Origin of the sequence: Streptomyces indicus, assembly GCF_900100315.1 — a bacterium.
GTDB classification, from domain to species: Bacteria; Actinomycetota; Actinomycetes; order Streptomycetales; family Streptomycetaceae; genus Streptomyces; species Streptomyces indicus.
This window is the reverse complement of the sequence record NZ_FNFF01000007.1, coordinates 60,520-84,183: the sequence shown is the minus strand read 5'-3', so window position 1 is coordinate 84,183 and position 23,664 is coordinate 60,520. Positions and strand designations below refer to the sequence as shown.

27 protein-coding genes are annotated in these 23,664 nt (G+C 71.2%); 18 read left to right on the top strand and 9 right to left on the bottom strand.

Annotated elements, in window-relative coordinates:
* The first annotated feature begins 42 nt into the window (after positions 1-42).
* The 13 genes from BLT97_RS18810 to BLT97_RS18750 all read left to right on the top strand — a co-directional run bounded on the left by BLT97_RS18810 (position 43) and on the right by BLT97_RS18750 (position 12,284).
* Positions 43-945 carry a hypothetical protein gene (locus BLT97_RS18810; RefSeq protein ID WP_093611704.1) on the top strand — a complete coding sequence of 301 codons (903 nt, stop codon included), beginning with the start codon at positions 43-45 and terminating at the stop codon, positions 943-945.
* An 89-nt stretch (positions 946-1,034) separates the two neighbouring features.
* On the top strand, positions 1,035-1,742 hold the full coding sequence (cpaB, locus tag BLT97_RS18805; RefSeq protein ID WP_093611702.1) for a Flp pilus assembly protein CpaB: 708 nt from the start codon (positions 1,035-1,037) through the stop codon (positions 1,740-1,742).
* Positions 1,743-1,752: 10 nt separating this feature from the next.
* A complete protein-coding gene (locus BLT97_RS18800) occupies positions 1,753-3,360 on the top strand; it encodes a CpaE/TadZ family protein (protein WP_093611700.1) in 1,608 nt (535 codons plus the stop codon).
* A complete protein-coding gene (locus tag BLT97_RS18795) occupies positions 3,357-3,902 on the top strand; it encodes a TadE/TadG family type IV pilus assembly protein (protein WP_093611698.1) in 546 nt (181 codons plus the stop codon). The genes BLT97_RS18800 and BLT97_RS18795 overlap by 4 nt, the downstream gene beginning before the upstream one ends.
* Before the next feature lie 13 nt (positions 3,903-3,915).
* Positions 3,916-5,256, top strand: coding sequence for a TadA family conjugal transfer-associated ATPase (locus BLT97_RS18790; RefSeq protein ID WP_093611696.1), 1,341 nt, complete (start codon positions 3,916-3,918; stop codon positions 5,254-5,256).
* A 127-nt stretch (positions 5,257-5,383) separates the two neighbouring features.
* Positions 5,384-6,319 (top strand): type II secretion system F family protein, encoded by a 936-nt coding sequence (locus BLT97_RS18785; protein ID WP_093611694.1) that lies wholly within the window; start codon positions 5,384-5,386, stop codon positions 6,317-6,319.
* Positions 6,320-6,333: 14 nt separating this feature from the next.
* Positions 6,334-7,224: a DUF5936 domain-containing protein gene (locus BLT97_RS18780; RefSeq protein WP_093611692.1), complete on the top strand. Its 891-nt coding sequence runs from the start codon at positions 6,334-6,336 to the stop codon at positions 7,222-7,224.
* A gap of 135 nt (positions 7,225-7,359) precedes the next feature.
* Complete coding sequence (locus tag BLT97_RS18775) at positions 7,360-8,841, top strand: sensor histidine kinase (protein WP_093611690.1); 1,482 nt, start codon at positions 7,360-7,362, stop codon at positions 8,839-8,841.
* A gap of 43 nt (positions 8,842-8,884) precedes the next feature.
* The gene (locus BLT97_RS18770; protein ID WP_093611688.1) at positions 8,885-10,045 is read left to right on the top strand and encodes a response regulator transcription factor; all 1,161 of its coding nucleotides are present in this window, start codon (positions 8,885-8,887) and stop codon (positions 10,043-10,045) included.
* 210 nt (positions 10,046-10,255) lie between these two features.
* Positions 10,256-10,459 (top strand): hypothetical protein, encoded by a 204-nt coding sequence (locus tag BLT97_RS18765; protein WP_093611686.1) that lies wholly within the window; start codon positions 10,256-10,258, stop codon positions 10,457-10,459.
* Positions 10,460-10,470: 11 nt separating this feature from the next.
* On the top strand, positions 10,471-11,058 hold the full coding sequence (locus tag BLT97_RS18760; protein WP_245769409.1) for a pilus assembly protein TadG-related protein: 588 nt from the start codon (positions 10,471-10,473) through the stop codon (positions 11,056-11,058).
* Between the two features lie 18 nt (positions 11,059-11,076).
* On the top strand, positions 11,077-11,652 hold the full coding sequence (locus tag BLT97_RS18755; protein WP_093611684.1) for a hypothetical protein: 576 nt from the start codon (positions 11,077-11,079) through the stop codon (positions 11,650-11,652).
* Positions 11,653-11,654: 2 nt separating this feature from the next.
* On the top strand, positions 11,655-12,284 hold the full coding sequence (locus tag BLT97_RS18750) for an OmpA family protein (protein ID WP_093611682.1): 630 nt from the start codon (positions 11,655-11,657) through the stop codon (positions 12,282-12,284).
* A 23-nt stretch (positions 12,285-12,307) separates the two neighbouring features.
* Here the strand turns inward: BLT97_RS18750 and BLT97_RS18745 are convergent, their stop codons facing one another.
* Complete coding sequence (locus BLT97_RS18745; RefSeq protein WP_093611680.1) at positions 12,308-12,499, bottom strand: hypothetical protein; 192 nt, start codon at positions 12,497-12,499, stop codon at positions 12,308-12,310.
* 12 nt (positions 12,500-12,511) lie between these two features.
* A complete protein-coding gene (locus tag BLT97_RS18740) occupies positions 12,512-13,363 on the bottom strand; it encodes a helix-turn-helix domain-containing protein (RefSeq protein ID WP_093611678.1) in 852 nt (283 codons plus the stop codon).
* A gap of 204 nt (positions 13,364-13,567) precedes the next feature.
* On the opposite strand from BLT97_RS18740, the gene BLT97_RS18735 reads away from it, so the two are divergent.
* From BLT97_RS18735 to BLT97_RS18725, 3 genes are all read left to right on the top strand, one after another.
* Positions 13,568-14,071, top strand: coding sequence for an ATP-binding protein (locus tag BLT97_RS18735; protein ID WP_218137317.1), 504 nt, complete (start codon positions 13,568-13,570; stop codon positions 14,069-14,071).
* A 241-nt stretch (positions 14,072-14,312) separates the two neighbouring features.
* Positions 14,313-14,741, top strand: a complete 429-nt coding sequence (locus BLT97_RS18730) for a hypothetical protein (protein WP_093611676.1) — start codon at positions 14,313-14,315, stop codon at positions 14,739-14,741.
* Between the two features lie 198 nt (positions 14,742-14,939).
* Positions 14,940-15,542, top strand: coding sequence for a GNAT family N-acetyltransferase (locus BLT97_RS18725; protein ID WP_425442727.1), 603 nt, complete (start codon positions 14,940-14,942; stop codon positions 15,540-15,542).
* A 75-nt stretch (positions 15,543-15,617) separates the two neighbouring features.
* Here BLT97_RS18725 and BLT97_RS18720 read toward each other — a convergent pair whose 3' ends face one another.
* The 7 genes from BLT97_RS18720 to BLT97_RS18690 all read right to left on the bottom strand — a co-directional run bounded on the left by BLT97_RS18720 (position 15,618) and on the right by BLT97_RS18690 (position 21,918).
* Positions 15,618-16,151, bottom strand: a complete 534-nt coding sequence (locus tag BLT97_RS18720) for a DinB family protein (protein WP_093611672.1) — start codon at positions 16,149-16,151, stop codon at positions 15,618-15,620.
* A gap of 36 nt (positions 16,152-16,187) precedes the next feature.
* Entirely contained in the window at positions 16,188-17,000 is an 813-nt protein-coding gene (locus tag BLT97_RS18715; RefSeq protein ID WP_093611670.1) for a methyltransferase domain-containing protein, read from the bottom strand.
* Positions 17,001-17,099: 99 nt separating this feature from the next.
* On the bottom strand, positions 17,100-17,594 hold the full coding sequence (locus tag BLT97_RS18710; RefSeq protein ID WP_176953820.1) for a nitroreductase family deazaflavin-dependent oxidoreductase: 495 nt from the start codon (positions 17,592-17,594) through the stop codon (positions 17,100-17,102).
* 45 nt (positions 17,595-17,639) lie between these two features.
* Positions 17,640-18,335, bottom strand: coding sequence for a hypothetical protein (locus tag BLT97_RS18705; protein ID WP_093611666.1), 696 nt, complete (start codon positions 18,333-18,335; stop codon positions 17,640-17,642).
* A 38-nt stretch (positions 18,336-18,373) separates the two neighbouring features.
* Positions 18,374-20,176: a hypothetical protein gene (locus BLT97_RS18700; protein ID WP_093611664.1), complete on the bottom strand. Its 1,803-nt coding sequence runs from the start codon at positions 20,174-20,176 to the stop codon at positions 18,374-18,376.
* Positions 20,107-20,655 carry a hypothetical protein gene (locus BLT97_RS18695; protein WP_093611662.1) on the bottom strand — a complete coding sequence of 183 codons (549 nt, stop codon included), beginning with the start codon at positions 20,653-20,655 and terminating at the stop codon, positions 20,107-20,109. Before BLT97_RS18695 ends, BLT97_RS18700 begins: the two co-directional genes overlap by 70 nt.
* A gap of 114 nt (positions 20,656-20,769) precedes the next feature.
* Positions 20,770-21,918 carry a winged helix DNA-binding domain-containing protein gene (locus BLT97_RS18690; protein WP_093611660.1) on the bottom strand — a complete coding sequence of 383 codons (1,149 nt, stop codon included), beginning with the start codon at positions 21,916-21,918 and terminating at the stop codon, positions 20,770-20,772.
* 367 nt (positions 21,919-22,285) lie between these two features.
* Here BLT97_RS18690 and BLT97_RS18685 point away from each other — a divergent pair, with 367 nt between their 5' ends.
* Entirely contained in the window at positions 22,286-22,765 is a 480-nt protein-coding gene (locus BLT97_RS18685; RefSeq protein WP_143041349.1) for a hypothetical protein, read from the top strand.
* Positions 22,766-22,859: 94 nt separating this feature from the next.
* Positions 22,860-23,588 (top strand): prepilin peptidase, encoded by a 729-nt coding sequence (locus tag BLT97_RS18680; protein WP_176953819.1) that lies wholly within the window; start codon positions 22,860-22,862, stop codon positions 23,586-23,588.
* Positions 23,589-23,664: the final 76 nt, after the last annotated feature.

Genomic DNA, 23,664 nt, shown 5'->3' with positions numbered 1-23,664 from the left:
GGGAAGGCCACAAGTGGTCGTAAGTGATCGGGGGGATCCGTCGTGCCTACTGCCATAGCCGTCACGGCACCCGACCTGATCCTTCCGCCGCCCGACCGCCACACGCCCGCCGCCGCCGTCCTCCAGGCGCCCCAGGGCCGCACCACCCGGCCGCTCGAGGCCTCGCTCTCCGACATGCACGCCCTGCTCGAACAGCACGGCTATGTGATCGTCCTCTGCCCGGCCTCGCTCCCCTCCCAGGCCCTGCACCGGCTGCACACCGTCCGCGGCGTCCTGGAGTCCGACCGGATCGCCCTGCTGGACCTGGACCTGCCGCCCCTCGGACTCGCAGTCCTCGCCCTCCAGTTGAGGCAGCTCTCGCTCTGCGACTTCAGCCCCGGCGTCCTCGCCTCCGCGGCCCGGCTGCTCGCGCACTACATCTACGCGGGCGCCGTCCTGAGCTCCGTCACCAAGCTCGACCGCGTCCCCGTCAGCCTCAAGCAGCACGCCAAGTCCTGGGTGCCCGGCTCCCAGTTCGCGGTGCTCGCCGCCCCCAAGCCCCAGCTGATCCGGCTCGGGAACGCCGGCCAGGGCGCCCGGCTCGAAGCCCCCGGTTTCGCCACGCAACTCCTTTTCGCCAAGGGGCAGTTGCAGTCCGACTGGATCACCGCGACGCTCGCCCGCTCCTGGCGGGTGCAGGGGGTCGCCGAAGCTCCGCTGCCCGCCGAATCGGCCCGCTGGTGGGCCACGGGAAAGCTGATCGAATTCGCCGCCGCGATTCCCGACATCTCCGTGCTCTACCAGCTGGTCTCCTCCGTGAAGCGCGAGGAATGCCACTGGTGCGGACTCGAACTCATCGGTGACCGCTGCGGATTCTGCAATGCCCCGCTCCCGCAGTACGAGAACCAATCGCGTTCCACGGGTGTCCTCACCCCAGGACAGCAACGCAAAGCCATCGGCCCCTAGAGACCCTTCACGTCCACCGTGCACCACCCGCTCAGCAAAGCCCGTATCCCTTTTGCATACGTCCCCACCTGATCGAGGTAGTCCGGCTCATGAACTCTCGCCAGCGCCGCGGTGTGATCCTGCTGCTCCTGTCGGTCCTGTGTGCCTTCGGCGCCTTCGCCGGGGTGCTCTCGGTGATCCGCGACGTCAACTCGAAGGTGGGGCCCGAGGTCTCCGCGTACCGACTCAAAAGCGATGTCGCGCCGTACAAGGCCCTCGACCGCACGCAGTTCGAGAAGATCAAGATGCCGGAGCGCTGGCTTTCCGCGAACGCCGTCACGGATCTGCGGGAAATCGACGGGAAGATCGCCGTCACGCAACTCCGCAAAGGCTCTCTCCTGCAATCCGACATGATCGTCAAACGCCCCGAACTTGGTGACGGGGAACAGGAGATCGCCATCATGATCGACGCCGCGACCGGAGTCGCCGGCAAGATCACCCCCGGTTCCACCGTCAACATCTTCGCGACCTTCAAAGCCGAGAACGAAACACAGAAAGACCAGTCGAAAGTCATCGTCCAGAACGCCCGCGTCCTCGACGTGGGCAAGCTGACCCCGCTCGAACCCCGTGAGGACGACCGCTCGGGCCGCCAGATCGAGGCCGTCCCGATCACCTTCGCCCTCAACACCCTGGATGCGCAGCGCGTCGCCTACGCCGAATCCTTCGCGACCCACGTCCGGCTCGCCCTGATCTCCCAGGGCGGTGACACCCCCGTCTCGCCGGACGACCGCAGCTACACCCTCGACGAGGACAAGTGAGGGCCCCCACGTGACCATCCGCATCCTGCCGGCGGTGGGCGACCCGGATTCCGCCCGTTCGCTCGCCACCCTCCTGAGCCAACTACCCGACGCCGAACCGGCGTTGCCCGTCACCGACTCGACCGCGCTCCTCGACACCCTGGCCCGCCTGGCCGGCGAGTCGCTGGAAGAGCTGCCCGAGGTCGTGCTCGTGCACGAGCGCATCGGCCCGGTCCCGGCCCTCGAACTCATCCGGGAAGTCGCGATGCGCTTCCCCGTGGTGGGCGTCGTCCTCATCACGCACGACCCGAGCCCCGGCCTGTTCTCGGCGGCCATGGACGCCGGCGCGCGCGGCCTGGTCGGGCTCCCGCTCGGCTACGAGGAGCTGGCGGCCCGCGTCCAGACGGCCGCCTCCTGGTCGCTTGGCGTACGCCCGCACCTGACCCAGGGCCCGGAGGCGTACTCGGGCCCGGGCGGCACGGTGGTCACGGTCACCGGCGCGAAGGGCGGCGTGGGCACCACCCTCACCGCGGTCCAACTCGCCCTCGCCGCACGGGCGTCGGGACGCTCGGTGGCCCTGCTCGACCTGGACCTCCAGGCCGGCGACGTGGCCTCGTACCTGGACGTCCAGTTCCGCCGCTCCATCGTCGACCTGGCCGGCATCCCGGACATCAACCCCCGCGTCCTCCAGGACGCCGTCTTCACCCACCCCACGGGCCTCGGCCTCCTGCTCGCCCCCGGCGAGGGGGAACGCGGCGAGGACGTCACCGACCGCGTGGCCCGCCAGGCGGTCAGCGCCCTGCGCAACCGCTACGAGGTCGTGGTCGTGGACTGCGGCACCCAGATGAGCAGCGCGAACGCCGCGGCCATCGAAATGGCCGACCAGGCCGTCCTGCTGGTCACCCCGGACGTGGTGGCGGTCCGCGCCGCCAAGCGCATGGTCCGCATGTGGGACCGCCTCCAGATTCGCAAGGCCGAGGAGACCGTGGTGGTCGTCAACCGCCACACCCGCAACACGGAGATCCAGCCGCCCCTGATCGAACGCATCACGGGCACGAAGGTGGCGAAGACCGCCGTCCCCTCCAACTTCAAGGAACTCCAGTCGGCCGTGGACGCGGGCCGCATGCAGGACCTGGACAGCCGCAGCACGGTGAAGCAGGCGCTGTGGGGCCTGGCCGGCGAACTCGGCCTGGTCCAGGTGCAGCAGCGCCCCGCCAAGTCCTCCCGCCTGACGGGCGACCGCGGCTCGATCGGCTTCGGCCGCCGCCGCCCGCGCGGCGACGAGGGCTCGGTCACGCTCGAGTTCGCGGGCATGGCCCCGGTCATCTTCGCGGTGATCGCCATCCTCTGGCAGTGCGTCCTGTACGGCTACACGTACTCGATCGCGGGCAACGCGGCGGACGAGGGCGCGAGAGCGGGCGCGGTGGCGGCGGTCCGCGGCGCCGACCCCGCGGCGGCCTGCGAGCAGGCGGCCCGCGCCAACCTCCCCTCGGCCTGGCAGGACAGCTTCACCGCGGGCTGCGCCCAGGAGGGCGACCTGTACAAGGCGAACATCTCGGTGGACGTCCCGCTCTTCTTCCCGGGCTTCGACGCGGGCTGGAGCGTGGACGGCGAGGGAGGGGCGGTGATGGAGGGATGAGCAATTCAGCCCCGCCGGCGTTTGAGGCGATCCTTTCAGCCCCTGCGGCGTTTGAGCAGATCCGGACGAAGTCCGGATGCGGGGGTCCGGGGGCGGAGCCCCCGGTTTCGGGAAGGGGCGGGGCGGGGAGAAAGGCCCGCCGCAGGCGCCACGCACCCGCACCCGAAAACGCCCCCACCCCCAAGCGCACCCTCGCCCTCAAAAGCGACAAGGGCGCCGCCATCCTGGAGTTCACCGGCTTCCTCCCCACCCTCCTCCTCATCGGCCTCGCCTGCATCCAACTGGGCCTCGTCGGCTACACCTTCAGCCAAGCCGGCTCCGCCGCCCGCGCCGCAGCCAGAGCCGCCTCCCTGGAGCAGAACGCCGACGCCGCCGGCCGCGCCGCCATGAGCGACTGGCTCGCGGACGGCGCGAGCATCAGCGCCCCGCCCGGCGCCACCACCGTGACCGCGACGGTCGAGGTCGACATCCCGGAGCTGATCCCGTTCGTCGACATGGGCTGGACAGCCACCCGGACGGTCACCATGCCGATGGACGACTGAGGAGCACCCGCACATGAGCCTCAGGGCCCGCATAGCCACCCCCGAAGAGAACGGCACCGGCCGCGAGGACGACCACACCGTCGCCGTCTACCGCGGCAAACTCCTCGAGGAGATCGACCTCGCCGAGATGTCGAGCCTCGCCGCGGGCGAGCGCAGGGCCCGCCTGGAGCGCGTGCTCGGCCACATCATCAGCCGCGAGGGCCCGGTCCTCTCCACGACCCAGCGCTCCCAGCTGATCCGCAGGGTCGTCGACGAGGCCCTTGGCCTGGGCGTACTCGAACCGCTCCTCGAAGACGCCAGCATCACCGAGATCATGGTCAACGGCCCCGACGCGATCTTCGTCGAGCGGGCCGGCCGCGTGGAGCAGCTCCCGCTCCGCTTCGCGTCCAACGACCAGCTGATGCAGACCATCGAGCGCATCGTCTCCACGGTGAACCGCCGCGTGGACGAGTCCACGCCCATGGTCGACGCCCGCCTCCCCAGCGGCGAGCGCGTCAACGTGATCATCCCGCCGCTCAGCCTGACCGGCGCCACCCTCACGATCCGCCGCTTCCCGCGCGCGTACAAACTCAACGAACTCATCCGCATGGGCAGCCTCGACGAGCACATGCTGATGCTGCTCAGCAGCTTCGTACGCGCCCGCTTCAACGTGATCGTCTCCGGAGGCACCGGCACAGGAAAGACGACGCTACTCAACGCCCTCTCCGCCCTGATCCCCGACCACGAGCGCATCATCACGATCGAGGACTCGGCCGAACTCCGCCTCCAGCAGGCCCACGTGATCTCCCTCGAATCACGCCCGCCCAACGTGGAGGGCAAGGGCCAGATCACCATTCGCGACCTGGTCCGCAACAGCCTCCGTATGCGCCCCGACCGCATCATCGTCGGTGAGGTCCGCGGCGGCGAGACCCTCGACATGCTCCAGGCGATGTCCACCGGTCACGACGGCTCGCTCGCCACGGTCCACGCCAACAGCGCCGAGGACGCCCTCATGCGCCTCCAGACCCTGGGCTCCATGTCCTCCGTGGAAATCCCCTTCGAGGCGCTCAAGGACCAGATCAACTCGGCCGTGGACGTGGTCGTCCAGCTCACCCGCTTCGCCGACGGCTCCCGCAAGATCACCGAGATCGCGCTGCTCGTCTCGCACGGCCGCGAACAGTTCAAGATCACCACGGTCAGCCGTTTCGCCGCGCAGCCCATGGGCGCGGACCGTGTCGTGCACGGCGTCTACGAGCACCTGCCGCTGCCCCGCCGTATCGCCGAACGCCTCTACCTGGCGAGCGAGCCCATCCCGCCGGCCTTCGGCGTCAGCGACGGCGCGCACGAGCTGATGACGCGGGAGGCGTACGGCTGATGACGACCCGAGCGACCCGGACGACCCGCACCACCCACGCGCCCCGCGCGACCCACGAACCCCGACCACCCCGAACACTGCGACCACCGCACCCGCACCGAGCGGCGACGAGAGAGGCACCCGGCTCATGAACAGCCCCGTACTCCTCGCCCTGGGCGGCACCCTGCTCTGCGGCGCCCTGGCCACCGCGGGCCTGCACACGTACGCCTCCGGCAAGGCCCAGCGCCAGGCCCTCGTCGAGAGGCTCTCGCAGACGGGCCACCACACGGTCGCCCGCACGCGCCGTTTCACGGGCGTGGACCAGCGGCTGCGCCGCACCCAGCTCGGCCGCCGCATCCAGCTGAAGCTCTCGGCGACCGGCCTCGACCTGACCCCCGGCGAGTTCTTCGTCTACATGATGGTCACCGTCGTGGCCCTGTGGCTGATCGCCACCAGCCTCCTGGCCCCGTTCTTCGGCCCGATCGCCGGCCTCGTGGGCGTCTGGTCCGCGAACACCTTCCTCAACTGGCAGCGCCAGAAGCGCATCGAGGCCTTCATCAACCAACTCCCGGACCTGGCCCGCCTCCTGGCCAACGGCACCAGCGCGGGCCTGGCCCTGCGCACCTCGCTCGCGATGGCCGCCGACGAACTCGAAGCCCCGGCCGGCGAGGAGCTGACCATCGTCTCGAACCAGCTGGCCGTGGGCCGCAGCATCGACGACGCGCTCGGCGAGCTCGCCGAACGCCTGCCGTCCCGCGAGCTGGTCGTCCTGGTCACCACCCTGATCCTCTCCAACAAGGCGGGCGGCACGATCGTCGGCTCGCTGCGCAACCTCACCGAGACCCTGGAGGAGCGCAAGGAGACCCGGCGCGAGGTCCGCACGATGCTCTCCGAGGTCAACGCCACGGCGTTCACGATCCCGTGCCTGGGCGTCGGCGCGATGCTGATGCTGAACGCCATGAACGACGGCGCCCTCGCGAAGGTCACCGGCTCGCCCGTGGGCCAGATCCTCATCCTGATCTCGCTCGGCCTGTACGCCGTGGGCTTCGTGGTCATCCGCCGCCTCGGCAAGATCGAAGTCTGAGGGGGCTGAAGCAGATGCTGGGACTCGGACTCGCGCTCCTGCTCGCCCTCTCCGTGGCGGGCGTCTTCACGGGCATACGGATGTACCGCGCCGACGCCAAACTGCCGGGCGACCTCGCCGTGGCCCTCGAATCGGGCTCCTCGCGCGTCTCGGCCGCCGACTCGGCCATCGACCGCCTGGGCATCCGCTTCGCCCCCACGGTCCTGCGCCTCATGGGCCCGAAGAAGGTGGACGCCAAGCGCCGCAAGATCGACATGGCGGGCAACCCCGGCGGCCTCACCATCGACCGCTACGCCGCACGCCGCGCGGTCTACGGCATCTTCGGCGCGGTCTGCGCCCTCTCGCTCTTCGCCAACGGCGTCCCCGTCTTCGGCCTCCTGGCCCTCGCCTTCGGCCTGTTCGCCGCGGACGCCCTCATCTGGCAGGCCATCCGCGAACGCAAGGAACAGATCGAACGCACCCTCCCGGACTTCCTCGACGTCCTCGCGGTCGTCGTCTCCGCGGGCCTCGGCTTCCGCCAGGCCCTCGACCGCGTCGCCGAACGCTACGAGGGCCCCTGGTCCGACGAACTCCGCATCACACTGCGCCAGATGGACATGGGCGTCTCCCGCCGCGAGGCCTTCGAACAGCTCCGCCGCCGCAACGCCTCGGAACAGGTCTCCCAGTTCGTCACGGCCCTCCAGCAGGGCGAGGAACTGGGCGCCCCCATCGCGGACACACTCATCCAGATCGCCAACGACATGCGCCGCACCGACGCCCAGAACGCCCGCCGCCGCGCCGCCAAGACCATCCCGAAAACCACGATGGTCACGCTCATCTTCATGGTCCCCGCCACGCTGATCCTGATCGTCTGCGGCATGTTCCTGGGCTCGGACACGGACTTCGGCTCGATTCTGGGGGGCTGACGTGATTTCAGCTCCCAATCCAGCCCCGCCGGCGTTTGAGGCGATCCGACCGAAGGTCGGATGCGGGGTCCGGGGCAAAGCCCCGGGAAACGGAGAAAGGGCGGGGCGGGGAGAAACCAAAGGAGGCGAACCCCCATGGACCGCCAGACGGTGAGCTTCCGCAACCAGGCCCAACGCGCCGCCGCAGAAGCCGCAGCCAACGCACAGGGCACCCCCAAAGCGGGCGCAGCCCTCAGCGGCTTCCGCCCGACAAGGACCAGGCAGCCCAAGCCTGCCCTGGTCCAAAGCGGCGAACAACAACCCCTCCCACCCCAGGGCGCCTTCGCCGACGACGAACCCACCCCCAGCCTCCCCATCCAGCTCAACGCCCTCCAGGCCCTGTGCCGCCAAGTCTTCGGCTTCCGCCTCGCCATGATCACCCTCGGCGCCCCCTTCGCCCTCACCCGCGCAGAGGGCCGCTTCGGCGAGTTCCTCATCGGCAGCGCCGTCGTCTTCAGCCTCATGGGCTCGTACGCGATGCTCCGCGACTGGGAGACCCTCGGCCCCCTGGTCCTCAAGCACAAGTGGCTCATGGCCGTCGACATGATCTTCGGCGCGGTCCTGCTCCTGACCGCGTCCCCGGACTCGCCCCTCGGCTACGCCACCGTCTGCACCCCGCTCCTCGGCGGCCTCCTCTACGGCTGGCGCGGCGCCGGTCTCTACACGGCCGCCCAGATCCTCCTCCTCGCAGCCGCCTACTCGGCCTGGGCCGACCGCATGGACAACCCGGCCAGCACCACCCTGATCTCCGGCTTCTGCGTCGCCGCGGGCATCATCGGCGTGACCCTGCGCAACCTCATGTTCCGCTTCGGCGCCGCCACCCAGGCCCTCAGCGAGGCCACGAGCCGCCTCGCCGTCACCGAGGCCGTGGAGCAGGAACGCGCCCGCCTCGCCCGCGAGATGCACGACTCCGTGGCGAAGACCCTGCACGGCGTCGCGCTCTCCGCCGACTCCCTCGCCGCGAGCGCCGACCGCATGGACCCGCTGACCGTCCGCCACCAGGCCGGCATCGTCGCCCGCAGCGCACGCCGCGCCGCGGCCGAGTCCCGCGAGATCCTCTCCGACCTGCGCCGCCGCACCGACTACTCCCACGACGGCACCGGCCACGGCACCCCCGGCGTCGACGTGGCCGACGAACTCCGCGCCCGCACCGCCGACTTCACCTCCCGCACCGGCGTCCACACGGACCTCTCCACCCGGGACGCCCCGGCGCCCCGCCTCCCGCACGCGGTCGCCCGCCAGCTCCTCACGATCGCCTCGGAGGCCCTGGAGAACACCCACCGGCACGCCCACGCGAGCCACGTCACCGTCGAGTTCGGCGTCGTCGCGGGCGAACTCCTGCGCCTGTCCGTGCAGGACAACGGCAAGGGCCTGCCCCCGGGCACCGACCTCGAAGAGCTCCGCAAGGCCGGCCACTTCGGCCTCGTCGGCATGGTCGAACGCGCCGCCGCCATCGGCGCCCGGATCCGCATCGGCCGCGGCACCGCCCGCACCGGCACCGAGGTCCGCCTGGACATCCCCCTGGGCGCCCTCACCCCACCCGCACCCGCCCCCACCCCGACCCCCACCGTCAGCTGACCGGACCAGACCAGACCTGACCTGACCAGAGAGGAGGCCTCTCATGCCGGAAGCAGCGCCGTCCACCGGGCACACCCCCGCAGGCACGCCGATTCCCCCCGCCCCGGCTGAAGGCTCCGCCCGCCCACCCGCGACCGCACCCGCCGCGCACACGTCGCACACCTCGCACCACGTCTCCACGCACACGTCCTCGCACACCTCGGCACCCCGCTCCGAGCACACCCCGGCCGGGGTTCCGCTGCCGCCCGAGGACCCGTTCGGCCCGGTGGCACCTGCCGCACGGGCCGCGCTGCGCGTCGTGGTGGCGGACGACAATCCCGTCGTACGGGCCGGACTCACCGCACTCCTCGGCGGCCGCGACGACCTCCAGGTGGTCGCGGAGGCGGCCGACGGCCGCCAGGCACTCGCCGCCGCCCAGCAGCACCGCCCGGACGTGGTCCTCCTGGACGTCCGCATGCCGGGCGTGGACGGCATCTCGGCCCTGCCCTTCCTGGTGAAGGTCGCGCCGGTCCTGATGCTCACGTACAGCCGCGAATCCTCCATCGTCCAGGAGGCCCTGCGCCTGGGCGCGGGCGGCTACCTCGTGCACGGCGAGTTCACCGCCGACCAACTCGCGGACGCCGTACGGGACATCAAGGCGGGCCGCGCCCACTTCACGGCCTCGGCCCAGGACGCGCTGCTCGCGCATGTACGGGGCCACGCACCCGGCCCCGGCCACGCGACCGGCCCCGGGCCCGCGCCGGGCCCCGGCCTGCCCGACGGGCTCGGCCGCGTCTACGAGACCGGCATCCCCTTCACGGGAACGAGCAAAGTTCCCGGCATACCCGTCCAGCCTTCACCCTCCGCGCCGGACGCACCCGCCCCGCATCCGGCCGATCCGCGGCCACCTGTCTCGGAACCGCCCTTCGCACAGCAAAGCCTTTCGCAAATGCAATCGCCTGTGCCACAGTCTGAACCTGCGGTCCCCTCGGGGTTCCCCGCGGCGCCCCAAGTGCGCGGCCCGCGGCCCGACTTCGGTCTGAGCGCAAGGGAGGTGGAGGTCATGGACCTCATAGCGGCCGGCATGAGCAACCAGCAGATCGCCGCCACCTGCTTCATCAGCGAGAAGACGGTGAAGAACCACATCAACCGCATCTTCGCAAAGCTGCACAGCACGAGCCGCAGCGAAGCGATCGCGGTCTGGCTGGGGACGGTGCGGCGATGACGCTCCAGGCCCCGAAGGCCCAACTCCGCCTTTGGGCCCGGAGTTGGGCCCACGGGCCCTGCGGCGAGGACGGTGTTCCCCCGTACGTTTCCCGTGTCGAAAACGGCCACGGCACCGGCCAGGAGGAAGCCGGTTCTGGCGCCGGGCTCGACACAGACGTGAAAGGTGAGTCGGCCGGCTTTCGGTCGGCCGGACCCGGAGGGGAACAGCATGTCGAAGCTCTACGTGAAGTGGCAGACCCGAGTCATCGAGCGCATGAAGGGCGCGCAGAAGGACGAGGGTGCTGGGTTCGTGGAGTACGCCGGTCTGCTGGTGTTGATTGCGGCGATCGTGGCTGCGGTGATGGGTCTGGGGCTCGACGAAACCATCTCGACCGCGATCGACGAGGCGGTTACCGCGATCACCGGCGGCTAATGCTTCCGCCTTTGCGTGACGACAAAGGGTCGACCATCCCGCTGTACGTGTGGCTCGTGGGGATGTTGCTCTTTGCCGCGTTCGTCTTCTTCGTCTTCGCCAAAGGGGCGGTCGCCCGCAACGGAGCTCAGTCCGCTGCGGATGCGGCCGCCCTTGCTGCCGCTCAAGAGGTCCGTGACGAGTTACGGCTGGAGTTCATCGCCGGTCTCCCGACGGGTGCGTGGGTCCTGCCTCTCGAAGGCAAGATTCCGTCGCCCAGCAACGGGCTGCCGGCTGCCCAGCATCTCGCCGCGGAGAACGACTCCACGGTGCAGTACGTCCACCCGACGTTCGTGAAGGGGGACCTCGCCTACAAGGCCAGGATCCAGACGAACTACACGGTGGGCGACTCCCTGGTGCCCGGGACCGAGGCAAAGCGGGCGCACGCCGACGCGACGGCAGTGATCGAGCCCCGCTGCCACATGGTGGCCAACGTTCCCGGACAGACCATCGAGTTCTTCTGCGACGGCAGTGGTCTGTGGGTTATAGATCCCAAGACGTTCAACGCAGGTGATCTGCCCACGGCCCAGGAGCTCTACGAAGTCAACCTGGCGGAATGACGAGAAAAGGAAACGCACATGAAGGTCCGCAGGGCACTGACCGCAGTGGCGATTACAACCGGGTTGGTCTTCACGGTTGCCGGCTGTGGTGGGGGCGGCGATGGCGACGACACCAAGGCAACAGAGTCCAGCCCTGCTAAGAGCGACAAGGCTGACAAAGAGAAGGCCGAGCCTGAGTCTCCGGCGGAGGAGAAGGTGCTTGCCGAGGTCACAGGAGGCAAGAGCATCACGCTCACGATTACCTCGGCTGTGCGAGATGAGGGCGGCTTCCTGACCGTGAACGGCAAGGTCAAGAACGGTGGCACGAGCCGTTGGGTCCCGGTCTCATGGAACGGGTCAGAGAAGGAACTAACGGGCAATGGGGCTTCGCTGGCTGGCGCAAACGTAGTCGACAAGGTTGGCAAGAAGCGGTATCTCATCCTCCGCGACACCGAGGGTCGCTGCCTGTGCACGAACTTCAGGGGTGGCTTCGCCGCTGGTGAAGAGAGGACGTGGTTCGCCCAGTTCCCCGCCCCGCCCGACTCCGCCACCACCGTCGACTTCCAGATCGCCGACATGCCCCCGGCCACGATCGAAATCTCCGAGGGCGAGTGACCATGCGTACCCGTAACTCGGTCACCCTCACCGCAGCCGCCCTCCTGACCACCCTCACGCTCACCATCGGAACGGCTCAGGCCGACGAGAAGCCGAGTCAGCCACCAGGCTCCACGACCACGAGCCCACCGCCCGAAGTGGACGCGAACTCACCGAACTTGAAGCTGGCGGAGGGGGCCACTCTCGCCCCCGCCCGCGTCCTCGACATCAAGTCCGTCGTCGAGGACCTCGGCGGCGAGGAACGCCGCGAGGACACCGCCTCCGACGTCAAGTTCGCCCTCCAGGCCGAAGTCCTCTTCGGCAAGGACAGCGCCAAGCTCAACCCGGACGCGCAGGCCCGTATCCAGGCCATCGCCGACGAGATCAAGGCGCAGAACGCGACCAAGGTGCGGGTCTTCGGATTCACCGACAACCTCGGCTCGTACGCGCACGGCCGGACGCTCTCCAAGAAGCGCGCCGACGCCGTGCACAACGAGCTGTCGAAGTCCCTCGGCGCCGAGGTCAGCTTCGAGGTGCGCGGCTACAGCGAGGACTACCCGATCGCGGACAACTCCACGGAGGAGGGCCGCAAGAAGAACCGCCGCGTGGAGGTCTCGTTCCCGCGCGGCGAGTCGGCGGACTCCACGAGCTGACGAGCGCGGGCAGGGCCGGTCGCCTACAGCAGGTGATCGGCCTTGCCCGCCTTGATGTCCAGGATCATCTGCCGCAGGGCGTCCCGGCTGTCCTGGAGATACGTCTCTTCGGCGCCGGCGACCGAGATGTAGCCGTTGCCCTCGTCGTCCACGCCGAGCCGGAAACAGTTCGCACCTTCCCCGCAGAACGGGTCTTCCCAGGAGATGGTCGGCACGGCTGAGACCTCCTACAGGTCGTCGGCGAGGGCGCGGATGACGTCACGTGACGCGGCGGGGGCGAGCGCGACCGCCTCCATCGCGTCGAGCTGGGCCCGATACTTCTGCAACTGCATGTCCGTGTCGATGAATTCCGCGCCATGCGTGCTGTCCAGCTCGACGGTGTCGAGCGCGGGCACGTCCACACCGGCGTAGATCACGGACTGCCCGGCCCCGGGGAAGCTGCCCGCCGCGAACGGGATCACGCGCAGAGTGACGTGGTCTCGCTCGCCCACGTGCAGCAGGTGCTCCAACTGCCCACGGGCGACCGCCGGTCCGCCGAACTGCATGCGCAGCGCGGCCTCGTGGATGATCACGTCGACCTGCGGCGGATCCTGCCGGTCGAGGACCTGCTGCCGGGCCAGCCGATGAGCCACGCGTACGTCGACGTCGGCGGCGGGCAGGCGCGGGATGACGGCTTCGAAGACCGCGCGGGCGTGCTGCTCGGTCTGGAGTATCCCCGGCATGTGCACGGTGAGGGCGATGCGCAGCCTGCGGGCGCGCCACTCCATCTCGGCGATGTCCAGGAAGCTGGCCGGGAGTCGGCCCCGGTACTTCTCCCACCACCCCTTGTCGCGCTCCCCGGCCATGGCGGCCAGGGCCTCGACCAACTCCTCGTCCGCGCAGCCGTAGTTGCTGGCCAGGGTGCGGACCCGGTCGGCGCTGATGCCTGAGCGGCCCGACTCCATGTTGGGCACGTTGGTGCGCGGGACGCCGAGCAGTCCCGCGGCGAACTCGGTGGTCATGCCTGCCGCGACGCGCATCTTCCGCAGCTCGGCACCAAGTCGTCGCTGGCGTTCGGTCGGTGTGCTCCTGGGTGGCATGGCGGAAGTCTATTGAGGCGATTCCGTAGTACACGTACTCCCAACTGCTCTACAGTGAGTAGCGGAGCGGTCACGTGCGGCACGCGTGAATCCGGAAGTGCACCCCTGCCCGCCAGGCGCCGGCGTCCCGCAGGGGCAGAGCCACCAGCTCGCGCCCGCGCCCGACCGCGCCCTCAATTCCCTCACCGCACAAGGGAGTCACCCATGTCGCTCACCGCACCCGCGCCCACCCTCACCCTCATCCGCACCACCGACCCCGAGCCCGGCGCCACCCCCGCCACCCTCACCTACAGCCTGACCCTCCCCGCAGCGCTCTCCACCCCGTCCGTCGCCCGCCACGCGACCGCCCGCATCCTCGCCACCCACCATCTCTCCGAACTCGCCGACGCCGCGATCCAGGCCGTCGGCGAACTCACCTCCACCGCCTGCCGGTTGACCTCCGCACCCCAGGTCTACGTCTCGCTCCGCTACCGCGCCGCCGCGCTCCGCGTGATCGTCTACGACGGCGAACCGCGCCCCTCGAACCCCCGGCTCGTCGCGGCCGTGGACGCCCGGCGGCGTACCGCCCTGCGCCTCCTCGCCCGCGTCGTGAAGTCCTGCGGCGGCACCTGGGGCTGCGACGAGTCCCCGGAGCCGGGCGGCGGTACGCGCATGTGGGCCGTCCTGCCGCACGCCACGACAGCGGCGTATCCCCAGAGCTCCCCGTGATGCCCGCCGGGATTCTGGCCGTGGCGCCACTGTGGTGCCATGTGTGCGCCACATTTTTCGCCGTCAAAAGTGCAGGTCAGAGGCGATCTAAGGGTCAGTGCACAACTTTCTGGTGCCAGATTGGCTCGCAATGGCGCCAAGGGTGTGCCATAGTGGTGTCACGGCCCACCGAGGGCCGACCGGAGGGCCGGAAACGGCCTCCGGGGACCACCGAGCCCGACACCCACCGAGGAGACCCGCCATGTCCGTCGCCACCACCGCCGCCGCCCTCTCCCTCTCCGCCGACGAGAAGGCCACCCTCCGTACCGCCGCCTACGGCGCCGTCTCGCTGCTCGCCGCCGTCGACGGCACCGGGCAGCCCGGCAAGATCGCGGCCCACGGTTCGATGGCCCTGTACGCCGGCACCGGCCCGGTCGGCCACGTGCTGGCCGAGAAGGCGAAGGTGCACGACCTGAGCGGCAAGTCGGTCGCCGAGATCGCCGACAAGGTGTTCCCGGCCCTCACCGAGGCCGTCGCCCTGCTCGCCGAGCGGAACCCGGCCGAGGCGGAGAACTTCCGGGCGATCGTCCTGCTCGCCCTGGAGTCCGGCGCCCACGCCCGCAAGGGCGGCGCCACCCCCGTCATGGCCGACATGACGGCCCGGATCGCGGCGGCGCTCTCCACCAAGTGAGCCGCACCACCGAGTGATCCGCACCGCCGAGTGATCCGTACCGCCCAGTGATCCGCGCACCTCGCACCACCGCACGACCGAACCCGCCGCCTCCTCGGCCCCGTACGACTCGGGGCCGAGCGGGGCGGCGTCCGTGCGTCCGCGCGCCGTGCGGAATTGCCTCGCGTCCGCACCGCCCCGCGACCTACGCTCGCGGTCATGACCTCACGCGATGTGCCAACGAGCCCCGGAACGGCCCCTCTTGAGGCGGGGCCTGAGGTGATCCGGCAGGAGACAGCCGAGGATCACCGTGCGGTCCGCGAGGTGCACGCGCGCGCCTTCGGCGACACCGAGCGGGTGCCCGCGCTCGTGGAGGCCCTGCGCCGCGCGGAAGCCGCCGTGCCGCCGCTGTCCTTCGTCGCCGACGTCGACGGCCGGGTCGTCGGGCATGTGCTGCTCAGTGCCGCGCGCCTCGACGCCCCGCGCCGCATCGTGGACGTCATGACACTCTCGCCCCTGGGCGTGCTCCCGGAGTTCCAGGGCCGGGGCATCGGGACCCGCCTGATCGCCCACGCCCTCGAAGCGGCCGAGGCCCGTGGCGTACCCCTGGTCTTCCTGGAGGGCTCACCGCACTACTACGGCAGCCGCGGCTTCGCCCACGCCACCCCGCTCGGCTTCCGCTCGCCGTCCCTGCGGATCCCCGAACCGGCCTTCCAAGTGGCTCGCCTGTCCGCGCACGAGCCGTGGATGACGGGCACCTTCGTCTACTCCGAGCCCTTCTGGGCCCTGGACTGCGTGGGCCTGCGCACGCCCGAGGACTGAGCCCCGGGCCTGCGCACGCCCGAGGACTGAGCCCCGGGCCTGCGCACCCGCGACCTGCGCAGGAGCAGCCCCGACTCAGTAGTAGCCCTTCGAGCCGTCGAGCAGTTCGCGGACGATGTCCGCGTGCCCCGCGTGCCGGGCCGTCTCCTCGATCATGTGGGTCAGGATCCAGCGCAGATTCGCGTTCCCCGAGCGGAAGTCGGGGTGGCGGCCCACGTCGTCCAGGGAGGCCGCGGCGACGATCTCGTTGCTGCGCGCGCACTGCGCCTCGTACGCGGCGAGGAGTTCGGCGAGCGTGAGCCCCTGCGTATCGAAGTCACCGTCCTCGCGGTCCTCGTCGAAGGAGGGGTTGACCGTCTTGTCGCCGCCGAGGAACAGCACCTCGAACCAGCTGTGCTCCACCCACCGCATATGGGCGATCAGGCCCGCCATGGTGGTGAGCGGCGAGCTGGGCACGACCGCGCGGTGCGCGTCCTCCTCGCTCAGGCCCTCGCACTTCCAGCGGAGGATCTTGCGTTGCAGGTCCAACCAGCCGACCAGAGAGGCGCGTTCGTCGACGTCGAGGGGCGGGCGTTCGAACGTGGGCGTGAAAGGCGTGGGATACGTCATGCGGCCGACGCTACTGCCGGCCGCATTCCGACAGCATCAGGATTTCCGCGCCTCGATCAGGAACCGCGAGCTGTGCGCCACGAAGGACCCCTGCGACCTGATCTGCTCGTCCAGGGCCCGGAGTTGAGGCAGATACGCCTCCACCGTGAAGCCCGGGACCATCCACACCACCTTGCGCAGGAAGTGCACCACCGCGCCGATGTCGTGGAACTCCATGCGAAGGCGCTCCAGACGCAGGTCCACGACCTCCAGGCCGGCCGCCTTCGCCTCCGCCGCCTCGTCGTCCGGGTGCCGCGCCCGCCGCACCTCCGCCGGCTGCGGGCCGAGGAAGTACTCGACCAGCTCGAACACGCTGGCCGGACCCACGTGCTGCGCGAAGTACGTACCGCCGGGGGAGAGCACGCGGGCGATCTCCGCGAAGTGCGCCTTCACCGGGTGCCGGCTGGTCACCAGGTCGAACGCGCCGTCCGCGAACGGGAACGGCGGATCGTCCGGCGCCGCCACCACCGTCGTGCCCATGGGGTGCAGGAGCGCCGTCGCCTTCGCGACGTTCGGCGGATACGCCTCCGTGGCCGCGCTCAGCGCCGGGCCCGCCGCCCGGCCGGGCCGCCGCCCGGCCAGCGCGATCTCCAGCGCGCCCGCGAGCACCTCGCCCCCGCCGGTCTGCAGATCGAGCGCGGCACGGGCTTCGGCCAGCCGCCCCGCGAGCAGCCGCTGATAGCCCCAGCTGGGCCGCAGCTCCGTGGCCCGCCCCTCGAACCAGCTGAAGTCCCAGCCGGAGACGTCGGCCTCCTCGGCCTCGCGGATCAGCTCGTCGAAGGAACGGTCGGTGTGCGGTGTGGTGCTCATGAGCCCGATGCTAGGTCAGGGCCCCGGGGTGCGCGCTCGGGAATTTCGGGCGCGAGCTCGGCATTCCGGGCGTGCCCTCGGGCTCGCGGCGCCGCTTCCTCAGACGGGGTCGCAGATCACCACCGGAATCTCCCGGTCGGTCCAGGACTGGTACCAGGCGTACTCCGCGTAGAGGTCCACCAGGCGCGGCCACAGCTCCTCGCGCTCCTGCTTGTCCGCCGTCCGCGCGCGCATCACCCGCAGATGGGCGCCGGTGCGGACGAGGACCTTCGGCTCCGCGACGAGGTTGCGGTACCAGAGCGGATGGGTCTCGGACCCGCCCTTCGAGGCGACCAGGACCACGGAGTCCCCGTGCGGGAGGTAGATCAACGCCTTCGTGCGGAGCTTGCCGGACTTGCGGCCTTGAGTGGTGAGCAGACAGACCGGCTGCTCACCGCGGAACGTGCCGCCCACCCGCCCGTCGGTCGCCCGGTAGGCCATGACCTGGGCGCGGGTCACGTACTTGAGCATCGGTTCGAACAGCCGCGAGTCCATGTACGACGGCCGCTCGGGCAGATCCTGTGCGGGTGCGGGTGTGGCTGCGTGCTCAGGCATGACGCGAACCCAACTTCTCGGAGAAACCGGACAGTTGGGCGACGATTATCGTCCGCTCGCGCGCAGCTCCGCCAGCATGTCGCGGGCCGTTTCCGCGTCGTCCCAGGTCGCGGGCCCGTCCGGTTTCTCGGCCAGGCGTGTCAGAGCGTCCACGGCGGCGGCCGACCCGCCCGCGCCGGCGGCACCGAGGTAGGCGATGGCCTCGTCGGACTCCAGGCGCTCGGTGACGGACCGCTCGGCGAGGGGGACGGCCCAGGGGGAGAAGCGGGCGGGGTCCGGGTCGAGGGTGAGCCAGGTCCAGACGGAACCGGCGACGTCCGTGCGCCAGTCGGCGATCAGGCGCAGGAGCGTGGGCTCCAGGTGGGTGAGCGCGTGCTCCTCCAACGGCCTTGCGGCAGGGCGGAGTTCGGCGGCCAGCTCCGCCACGCGCGCCCAGGTGACATCCGCCGGATGCGGCAGCCGGGCGCGGATCTCCGTACCCGCCCACTCCCAGGCGTGCTCCAGGAGCCCGGGCGCCGGGGCGCGCGGTACGGGCCGGGGCGGGTCGTCGAGCAGGCCGGTCAGGACCCGGCGGGCCCGCGCCAGCTCCGCGTCCGTACGGGGCAGGGAGACCACCTCGGCGTGCACGCAGCGGTCCCACGGGGGAGTGAGGGCGCGCAGGGAGCCCGGCAGCACATGATCCCCGTCGTACGCCCAGCGCTCGACCCCCGGATCCCAGCCGAGCTCGTCCTCAGCGCCCACGCTCCGCTCACACTCCCCGCTGCTTCCAGGACCGCGGCTCAGACACCCAGGTATTCCCGCGCCGCATCGGGATCCGTCATCCGCGACCAGTCCATTGTGCCGTTGCGGGTCCGCTCGTTGATCGCATCCTGCATCCGGCCGAGTTCCCCGGCGCTCAGCTTCCTGCCGCCGATGGACACGTCCACGTTGTTCCTCGCCATCTCGCCGGCCGCCGTACGGGAGTCCTTCGCGGGCTTGCCGCCCCGGCCCGGCTTGAACTCGCTGAAGATCTGCGTCCACCGGTCATTGCTGTCGATCTCCACCGTCGCCTTGCGGCCCGGCGCCTTGTCGGCCCACTTGCGCAGCCGCTCCACCTGGTTGGCGAAGGCCGGTTTGCGGGTGGCCGAGCCGGCGTTCTTCACCTCCACGACGTGGTACGTGCCGTCCTTGGCCTTGTACGCCACGTCGGCGTCCGGAATCCCGTCCAGGTCGAGCTGCTCCGAGCCGAGGTCCGCGGGCCGCCCCGCCTCCGTACCCGGACCCGCGTCCACCTGCGTGCCGGGCGCGGCGTCGTCGGCCGCCCGCTGCACGGCGTGCACCTCGGCGCGGGCCTGGTCGAGCGCGTCGGCCGTCTTGGCGTTGGCGACCTTGCCCTCCAGCGAACTGGCCGCGTCCGGGCGGACGTTGGGCCGGCTCGCGAGATCGGCGAGGTCGTCCAGGGCGTCGGCGGCCTGCTTCTTGCTGATGCCGCCGTCCGCCGGGCTGTCCTGGGCGCGCTCCACGAGCCCGTCGATCTGGTCGTCGGACACGGACGAACCGCGCCCGCGCAGGGCCGCCTTGGCCGCGTCCGTACGGGCGGCGAGCGCCTGGTCCTGCGCCTTCCTCGCGTCCTCGGCGAGGTCCGCGTCGTCCGGGTTCTCCCTCGCCTTCTTCGCCGCGTCGTCCGCGTGCCGCTGCGCCTCGTCGGCCGCCTCGCGGGCCGCCCCGACGTCACCGGTCTCGCGTGCCTTGCGGGCCCGGCCGGCCGCGTCCCCGGCCAGGTCGCCGGGCTTGCGGACCTTGTTCGCCTTGTTGATCTTGTTGAGCTTCTGCAGCCACTTCGCGGCGCCCACGCCCGGGATGAAGACGGACCCGATGTTCCAGATGGTGTTGCCGGTGCCCTTGCCCCAGTCGCCGTTCTCGAAGGACTCCTTGTCGATGAAGGAGTCGATGAGGAAGTCGCTGACGAAGTCCTCGGGGGAGGAGATCCACTTGAGCGGGACGGTCAGGTAGTTCCAGCCGCCCTCGTCCCACTGCTTCCCCAGGGAGTCGGCCTTCTCGCTCCACCAGGTGGTCGTGTAGTCCTTGAGCCCGTTCCAGGTGTCGGAGAGGAACTTCCCGGGATCGGTCACCGCGTCCCAGGTGCCCTTCACGTCCTCCCAGGCGGCCACGAAGGGCTGCGTGAAGACGTCCCCGAGCTGCCCCCAGAACCCCTTGCCGTCGTCGCCCCCGCCGTCCTCGCCCTCGTTGCTCGCGGGCACGACCTCACCGGGGCCGCCCTCGCCGTCCTCGCCGCCCTGCCCGTCCTCGCCGCCCGTGCCGCCGCTGCCGCCGCCGGTGTTCCCGCCGCTGCCGCCACCGGTGTCCCCGTCGTTGCCGCCGGTGTCCCCGCCGTTCCCGCCGGTGTCCCCGCCGCCGCTGCCGCCCGTACCCCCGTTACCGCCCCCGTCCTCGCCGCCTTCGCCGCCCCCGCAGTCCCCGCCCCCGGTGATCGTGCACACGGCACTCGACACCGTGCCGGAGATGGTCCCGTTCATGCCGAGGGCGACCACGCCCACCACGATCGCCGCGACCAGGGCGAGCAGCGCCGCGTACTCGGGCATCGACTGCCCTTCGTCCGCACGCCACTTGATCCACCGCGCCACGCTGAACGGCCGCCGCTCCGCGCGCAGCCCGGGATCGGACGCGTACCACGCGCTCGCGTGGACGCCCGGCTGAGCAGCACGAGGGCGAGCACGGGCAGCACGAGCTGGGTGAGCCCGCGCGCGTCCCCGCGCCCGAGCGACCCGAACGCCTGCACCACGTACAGCCCGTGCGCGGCGAGAAACCCCCACCGCGCCCGCACCCCGCCCCGCCAGGCGCACCGTGCGGCGACCGCCCCGAGCACCCCGGGTATCAGCCCGTACACGAGCAGCCCGAGCAGCACCCCGTCCGGCTCCTCGGCGGCCATCAGCACACCGACGCTGGAGAGCACGGCGACACCGAGCAGCGCATAGGTCACCGCCATCGCGCCCGCGAGGGCACGGGGCAACGGCTGCCGCTCCAGGGGCTCGTACCCGCTCACGTAGTACGTGCCGGCCATCCGTCCCCCAACTGGTCGCGTGTGCTCGGGTGTTGCTCCACGCAACCATGACCAGGGGAAACAGGGATGGGCCCGCAGGCCCAACTCAGGGCCCGCTCCGCCCGGCAGGCGGCCCTAGGCGTGCGGCCCGACCGCCACCTCGCCCACGGTCAGCTCCGCGGTCCCTTCGAGCACCTCGCCCACCCGCGCGACCTGGCCCTCCAGCTCCCGCACCTGCCCCGCCGAGAGCTTGACCAGCGGCTCCACCGTCACCGCGATCCGCTTGCCCGCACGCTTCTGGTGCCACACGCCCGCCACCTCGCCGTCCACCACGAGCAGGGGGTAGTTGCCGGCCTGGCCGCGGGCGAGCGCGCGGTCGCGGGCGCGGCCCGGGAAGAAGCGGTCGCGGGGATACGCGTCGATGCCGAAGGAGTCGAAGTAGGGCAGCAGGCGCACGCCGCGGACCGGCTCCGAGAAGGCGGGGAAGTCCGTGTCGTCCGCCGCCACCCAGGCCGGCGTCCCCTCGAAGTCGACCTCCGTCACCTTGCAGCTGTGAAAGGCGGTGCGGGCCCAACCCACCGGCATCGCGAGCCACTTGGCGAAGGACTCGGGGGTGGCGGGACCGTAGGCGTGCAGATAGGAACGGACCAGGGCGGGCAGCGCCTCGTCCGCGGGCAGCGGTGGTCCGGCCTGCGGGCGCGTGTAGGTGACCTTGCGGCCGCGGTTCGGGCCGAAGCAGAGCGCGCCGCGGTGGCCCGCCGTGTGCATCACGGTCCGCCAGCGCGGCCACTTCGTCTGGAAGGCCTCCATCGTCAGCTCGCCCGCCCACGGCCCGGTGCGCGCCACGATCTCGTCCGTCAGCTCGTCCACCGTCAGGAAGCGCCCGTCGAGCGCCTCGGCGATCGCCGCGACCACCTCGTCGGTCTGCCGCGCGTCGAGCCGTACGCCGTCGGGGTGCTGGGCTCCGGTGGGCTGCGCGGACAACGCGCCCAGCCACAGCGGCAGTTCGGCCGCCGGGAGCAGATGCACCGTGCCCCGCGGCCCGTACGTCTTGACCAGCGTCGACGCCGTGAACAGCGCCTCGCGCACCTCCTGCCGGGTCGCCCGGTCGTGCCGCAGCGCCAGCGACAGCTCGGCGGCCGAGGCGACCTGGGCGTGGGTGCCGCACATCGCGGCGGCGAGCCGGGCGAGTTGCGCGGGCGGATCGCCCTGGGCGGGCACGTCGAGCGACTGGCGGGCGAATCTCCGCGCCTGGGCGGTGGTCCAGCTGACGGTGAGCGGCATGGAGGGATTATCCGGCCGCGTCACGAGGCCGTTGCGGAGCGCACCCACGGTGGCGTGATCACACCGGCGATGGCGTGATTCAGGCCACAGAAGTGCGGTCGTAAGCGCACGAACTCGGGCATTACCCGCCCAATCCAACGGCTTGAATCCGCATCGTTATCCGAATTCGGGCCATCAGGATGTAGGCATCACGTAAGTTCAGACCAACGGAAATTCGCGTGGGCAAACTGCGCGTACTGCGGTACCGCGCAGTGGAGGGGGCTGCGCGGTGCCGTTTTCGTCGCGCACGCATCCCGTGTTCCGCGGAACGTGATGTTGGGCCCCCGGACTCATGGCGTCCGCCGCACCCGGCCCCTACCTTTCCCGCATGACCTTCGGCGGCAGACAGGCACTCCGGACCGGACCGCTCGCCGCGGGCGCCGCGCTGCTGCGCTCCTGGACCGCCGGACTGCTCGCGCTCGCACTCACCGCGGCACCCCAACTCTCCCTGCTCTCCGACCCGTTGACCGACCAGAACCGCTACGGGCCCTTCGGGGACGGCGTCACCCCGGACGGAGCCGGCTGGGCGGCCTGGGGCGATCTGCTCGCCCTGCCGCTCCCCGCCGCCGTCTGCGCGGGCTTCACCGTCCTCGTCGCGGGCCGCCTCCACCGCGCCCCGTTCCGCGACACCCCCGGCCTGCACCTGCTCGCCGCGCTCACCGTCCCGATCACCGCCCACGCCGCCCACCTGGCCCTGCTCTGGCAGGACCTGGCCCCGGAGGCCATCCTGCTCACCAGCCTGGGCGTGGCCCTGGGCTGCGCGGCGGGCACCCTCCTCGACCTGGCCCTGGAGCAGGACCGGGACTGACCGGGCGGAGTGCGGCCCGAACCCCCTTGCGGGGCGGCCCCGTTGGGCCCACGGACCCATGACGCGCGCCCGCCGCCCCCTCTACCCTCTGCGCGTGCCTGTCCTCCTGATCGTCCTCGCGGCGCTGTACGGCGCACTCGCCGGAGCGCTCACCGGCCGCGTCGCCTACCGGCTCTCCGTGCCGGCCGGTGCGCCCTGGCGCGCGGCCTGCCCGTCCGGCCACGCGCTCACCGGCCCGTGGGGCGGCTGGCTCGGCACCACGCGCTGCGCGACGGAACGGTACGGGCCCAGCGCCCCCGCCCTCGTCCTGCTCACCGCCGCCCTGTGCGCCGCGCTCGCCGCGTCCACCGGAGCCCGGCCCGAGCTCGCGGTATGGCTGCTGCTCACCCCGTTCGGGGTGGTGCTCGCGGCCGTCGACCGAAACGTTCACCGTCTCCCCGACATCCTCACGCTGCCCCTGGCCGCCGCGGCGGCCGCGGGCCTCGGTCTGGCCGCGCTGCTGCCTGCCGCGGAGGGCCGCTGGACCGGCGCCCTCCTGGGCGGACTCGCCCTGGGCGGCGGGTACTTCGTGCTGTTCCTGGCCCACCCGAGCGGCATGGGCTTCGGAGACGTCAAGCTGGCGATCGTCCTCGGAGTCACCCTTGGGTGGTACGGCTGGGAGATCCTCTTCCTCGGCTTCCTCGCGGGCATCCTGTACGCCGGCGGATACGCCGCAGCCCTTGTCCTGCTTGGCCGGGCGGGCCGCAAGAGCGCCATGCCGCTGGGCCCCTGCATGCTCGCCGGAGCGGCCACCGGAGTGTTGCTCGGCGGTTTCGGAGCGTAGTTGCGGCACGCCGATGCACACAGCACCCCTTACGAAGGGTTATGGTGGAAACCCCCCCTCGGGCCGGTCCATCTCC

Excerpts from the sequence above, each read along its gene's own strand:
- BLT97_RS18790 (WP_093611696.1), top strand. The coding sequence starts at position 3,916 with ATGAGCCTCAGGGCCCGCATAGCCACCCCCGAAGAGAACGGCACCGGC.
- BLT97_RS18740 (WP_093611678.1), bottom strand. The coding sequence starts at position 13,363 with ATGCCACCCAGGAGCACACCGACCGAACGCCAGCGACGACTTGGTGCC.
- BLT97_RS18725 (WP_425442727.1), top strand. The coding sequence starts at position 14,940 with ATGACCTCACGCGATGTGCCAACGAGCCCCGGAACGGCCCCTCTTGAG.
- BLT97_RS18720 (WP_093611672.1), bottom strand. The coding sequence starts at position 16,151 with ATGACGTATCCCACGCCTTTCACGCCCACGTTCGAACGCCCGCCCCTC.
- BLT97_RS18685 (WP_143041349.1), top strand. The coding sequence starts at position 22,286 with ATGACCTTCGGCGGCAGACAGGCACTCCGGACCGGACCGCTCGCCGCG.
- BLT97_RS18780 (WP_093611692.1), top strand. The coding sequence starts at position 6,334 with ATGCTGGGACTCGGACTCGCGCTCCTGCTCGCCCTCTCCGTGGCGGGC.
- BLT97_RS18775 (WP_093611690.1), top strand. The coding sequence starts at position 7,360 with ATGGACCGCCAGACGGTGAGCTTCCGCAACCAGGCCCAACGCGCCGCC.
- BLT97_RS18750 (WP_093611682.1), top strand. The coding sequence starts at position 11,655 with ATGCGTACCCGTAACTCGGTCACCCTCACCGCAGCCGCCCTCCTGACC.
- cpaB (WP_093611702.1), top strand. The coding sequence starts at position 1,035 with ATGAACTCTCGCCAGCGCCGCGGTGTGATCCTGCTGCTCCTGTCGGTC.
- BLT97_RS18715 (WP_093611670.1), bottom strand. The coding sequence starts at position 17,000 with ATGAGCACCACACCGCACACCGACCGTTCCTTCGACGAGCTGATCCGC.
- BLT97_RS18785 (WP_093611694.1), top strand. The coding sequence starts at position 5,384 with ATGAACAGCCCCGTACTCCTCGCCCTGGGCGGCACCCTGCTCTGCGGC.
- BLT97_RS18755 (WP_093611684.1), top strand. The coding sequence starts at position 11,077 with ATGAAGGTCCGCAGGGCACTGACCGCAGTGGCGATTACAACCGGGTTG.
- BLT97_RS18770 (WP_093611688.1), top strand. The coding sequence starts at position 8,885 with ATGCCGGAAGCAGCGCCGTCCACCGGGCACACCCCCGCAGGCACGCCG.
- BLT97_RS18690 (WP_093611660.1), bottom strand. The coding sequence starts at position 21,918 with ATGCCGCTCACCGTCAGCTGGACCACCGCCCAGGCGCGGAGATTCGCC.
- BLT97_RS18700 (WP_093611664.1), bottom strand. The coding sequence starts at position 20,176 with ATGCCCGAGTACGCGGCGCTGCTCGCCCTGGTCGCGGCGATCGTGGTG.
- BLT97_RS18730 (WP_093611676.1), top strand. The coding sequence starts at position 14,313 with ATGTCCGTCGCCACCACCGCCGCCGCCCTCTCCCTCTCCGCCGACGAG.
- BLT97_RS18710 (WP_176953820.1), bottom strand. The coding sequence starts at position 17,594 with ATGCCTGAGCACGCAGCCACACCCGCACCCGCACAGGATCTGCCCGAG.
- BLT97_RS18735 (WP_218137317.1), top strand. The coding sequence starts at position 13,568 with ATGTCGCTCACCGCACCCGCGCCCACCCTCACCCTCATCCGCACCACC.
- BLT97_RS18765 (WP_093611686.1), top strand. The coding sequence starts at position 10,256 with ATGTCGAAGCTCTACGTGAAGTGGCAGACCCGAGTCATCGAGCGCATG.
- BLT97_RS18695 (WP_093611662.1), bottom strand. The coding sequence starts at position 20,655 with ATGGCCGGCACGTACTACGTGAGCGGGTACGAGCCCCTGGAGCGGCAG.
- BLT97_RS18795 (WP_093611698.1), top strand. The coding sequence starts at position 3,357 with ATGAGCAATTCAGCCCCGCCGGCGTTTGAGGCGATCCTTTCAGCCCCT.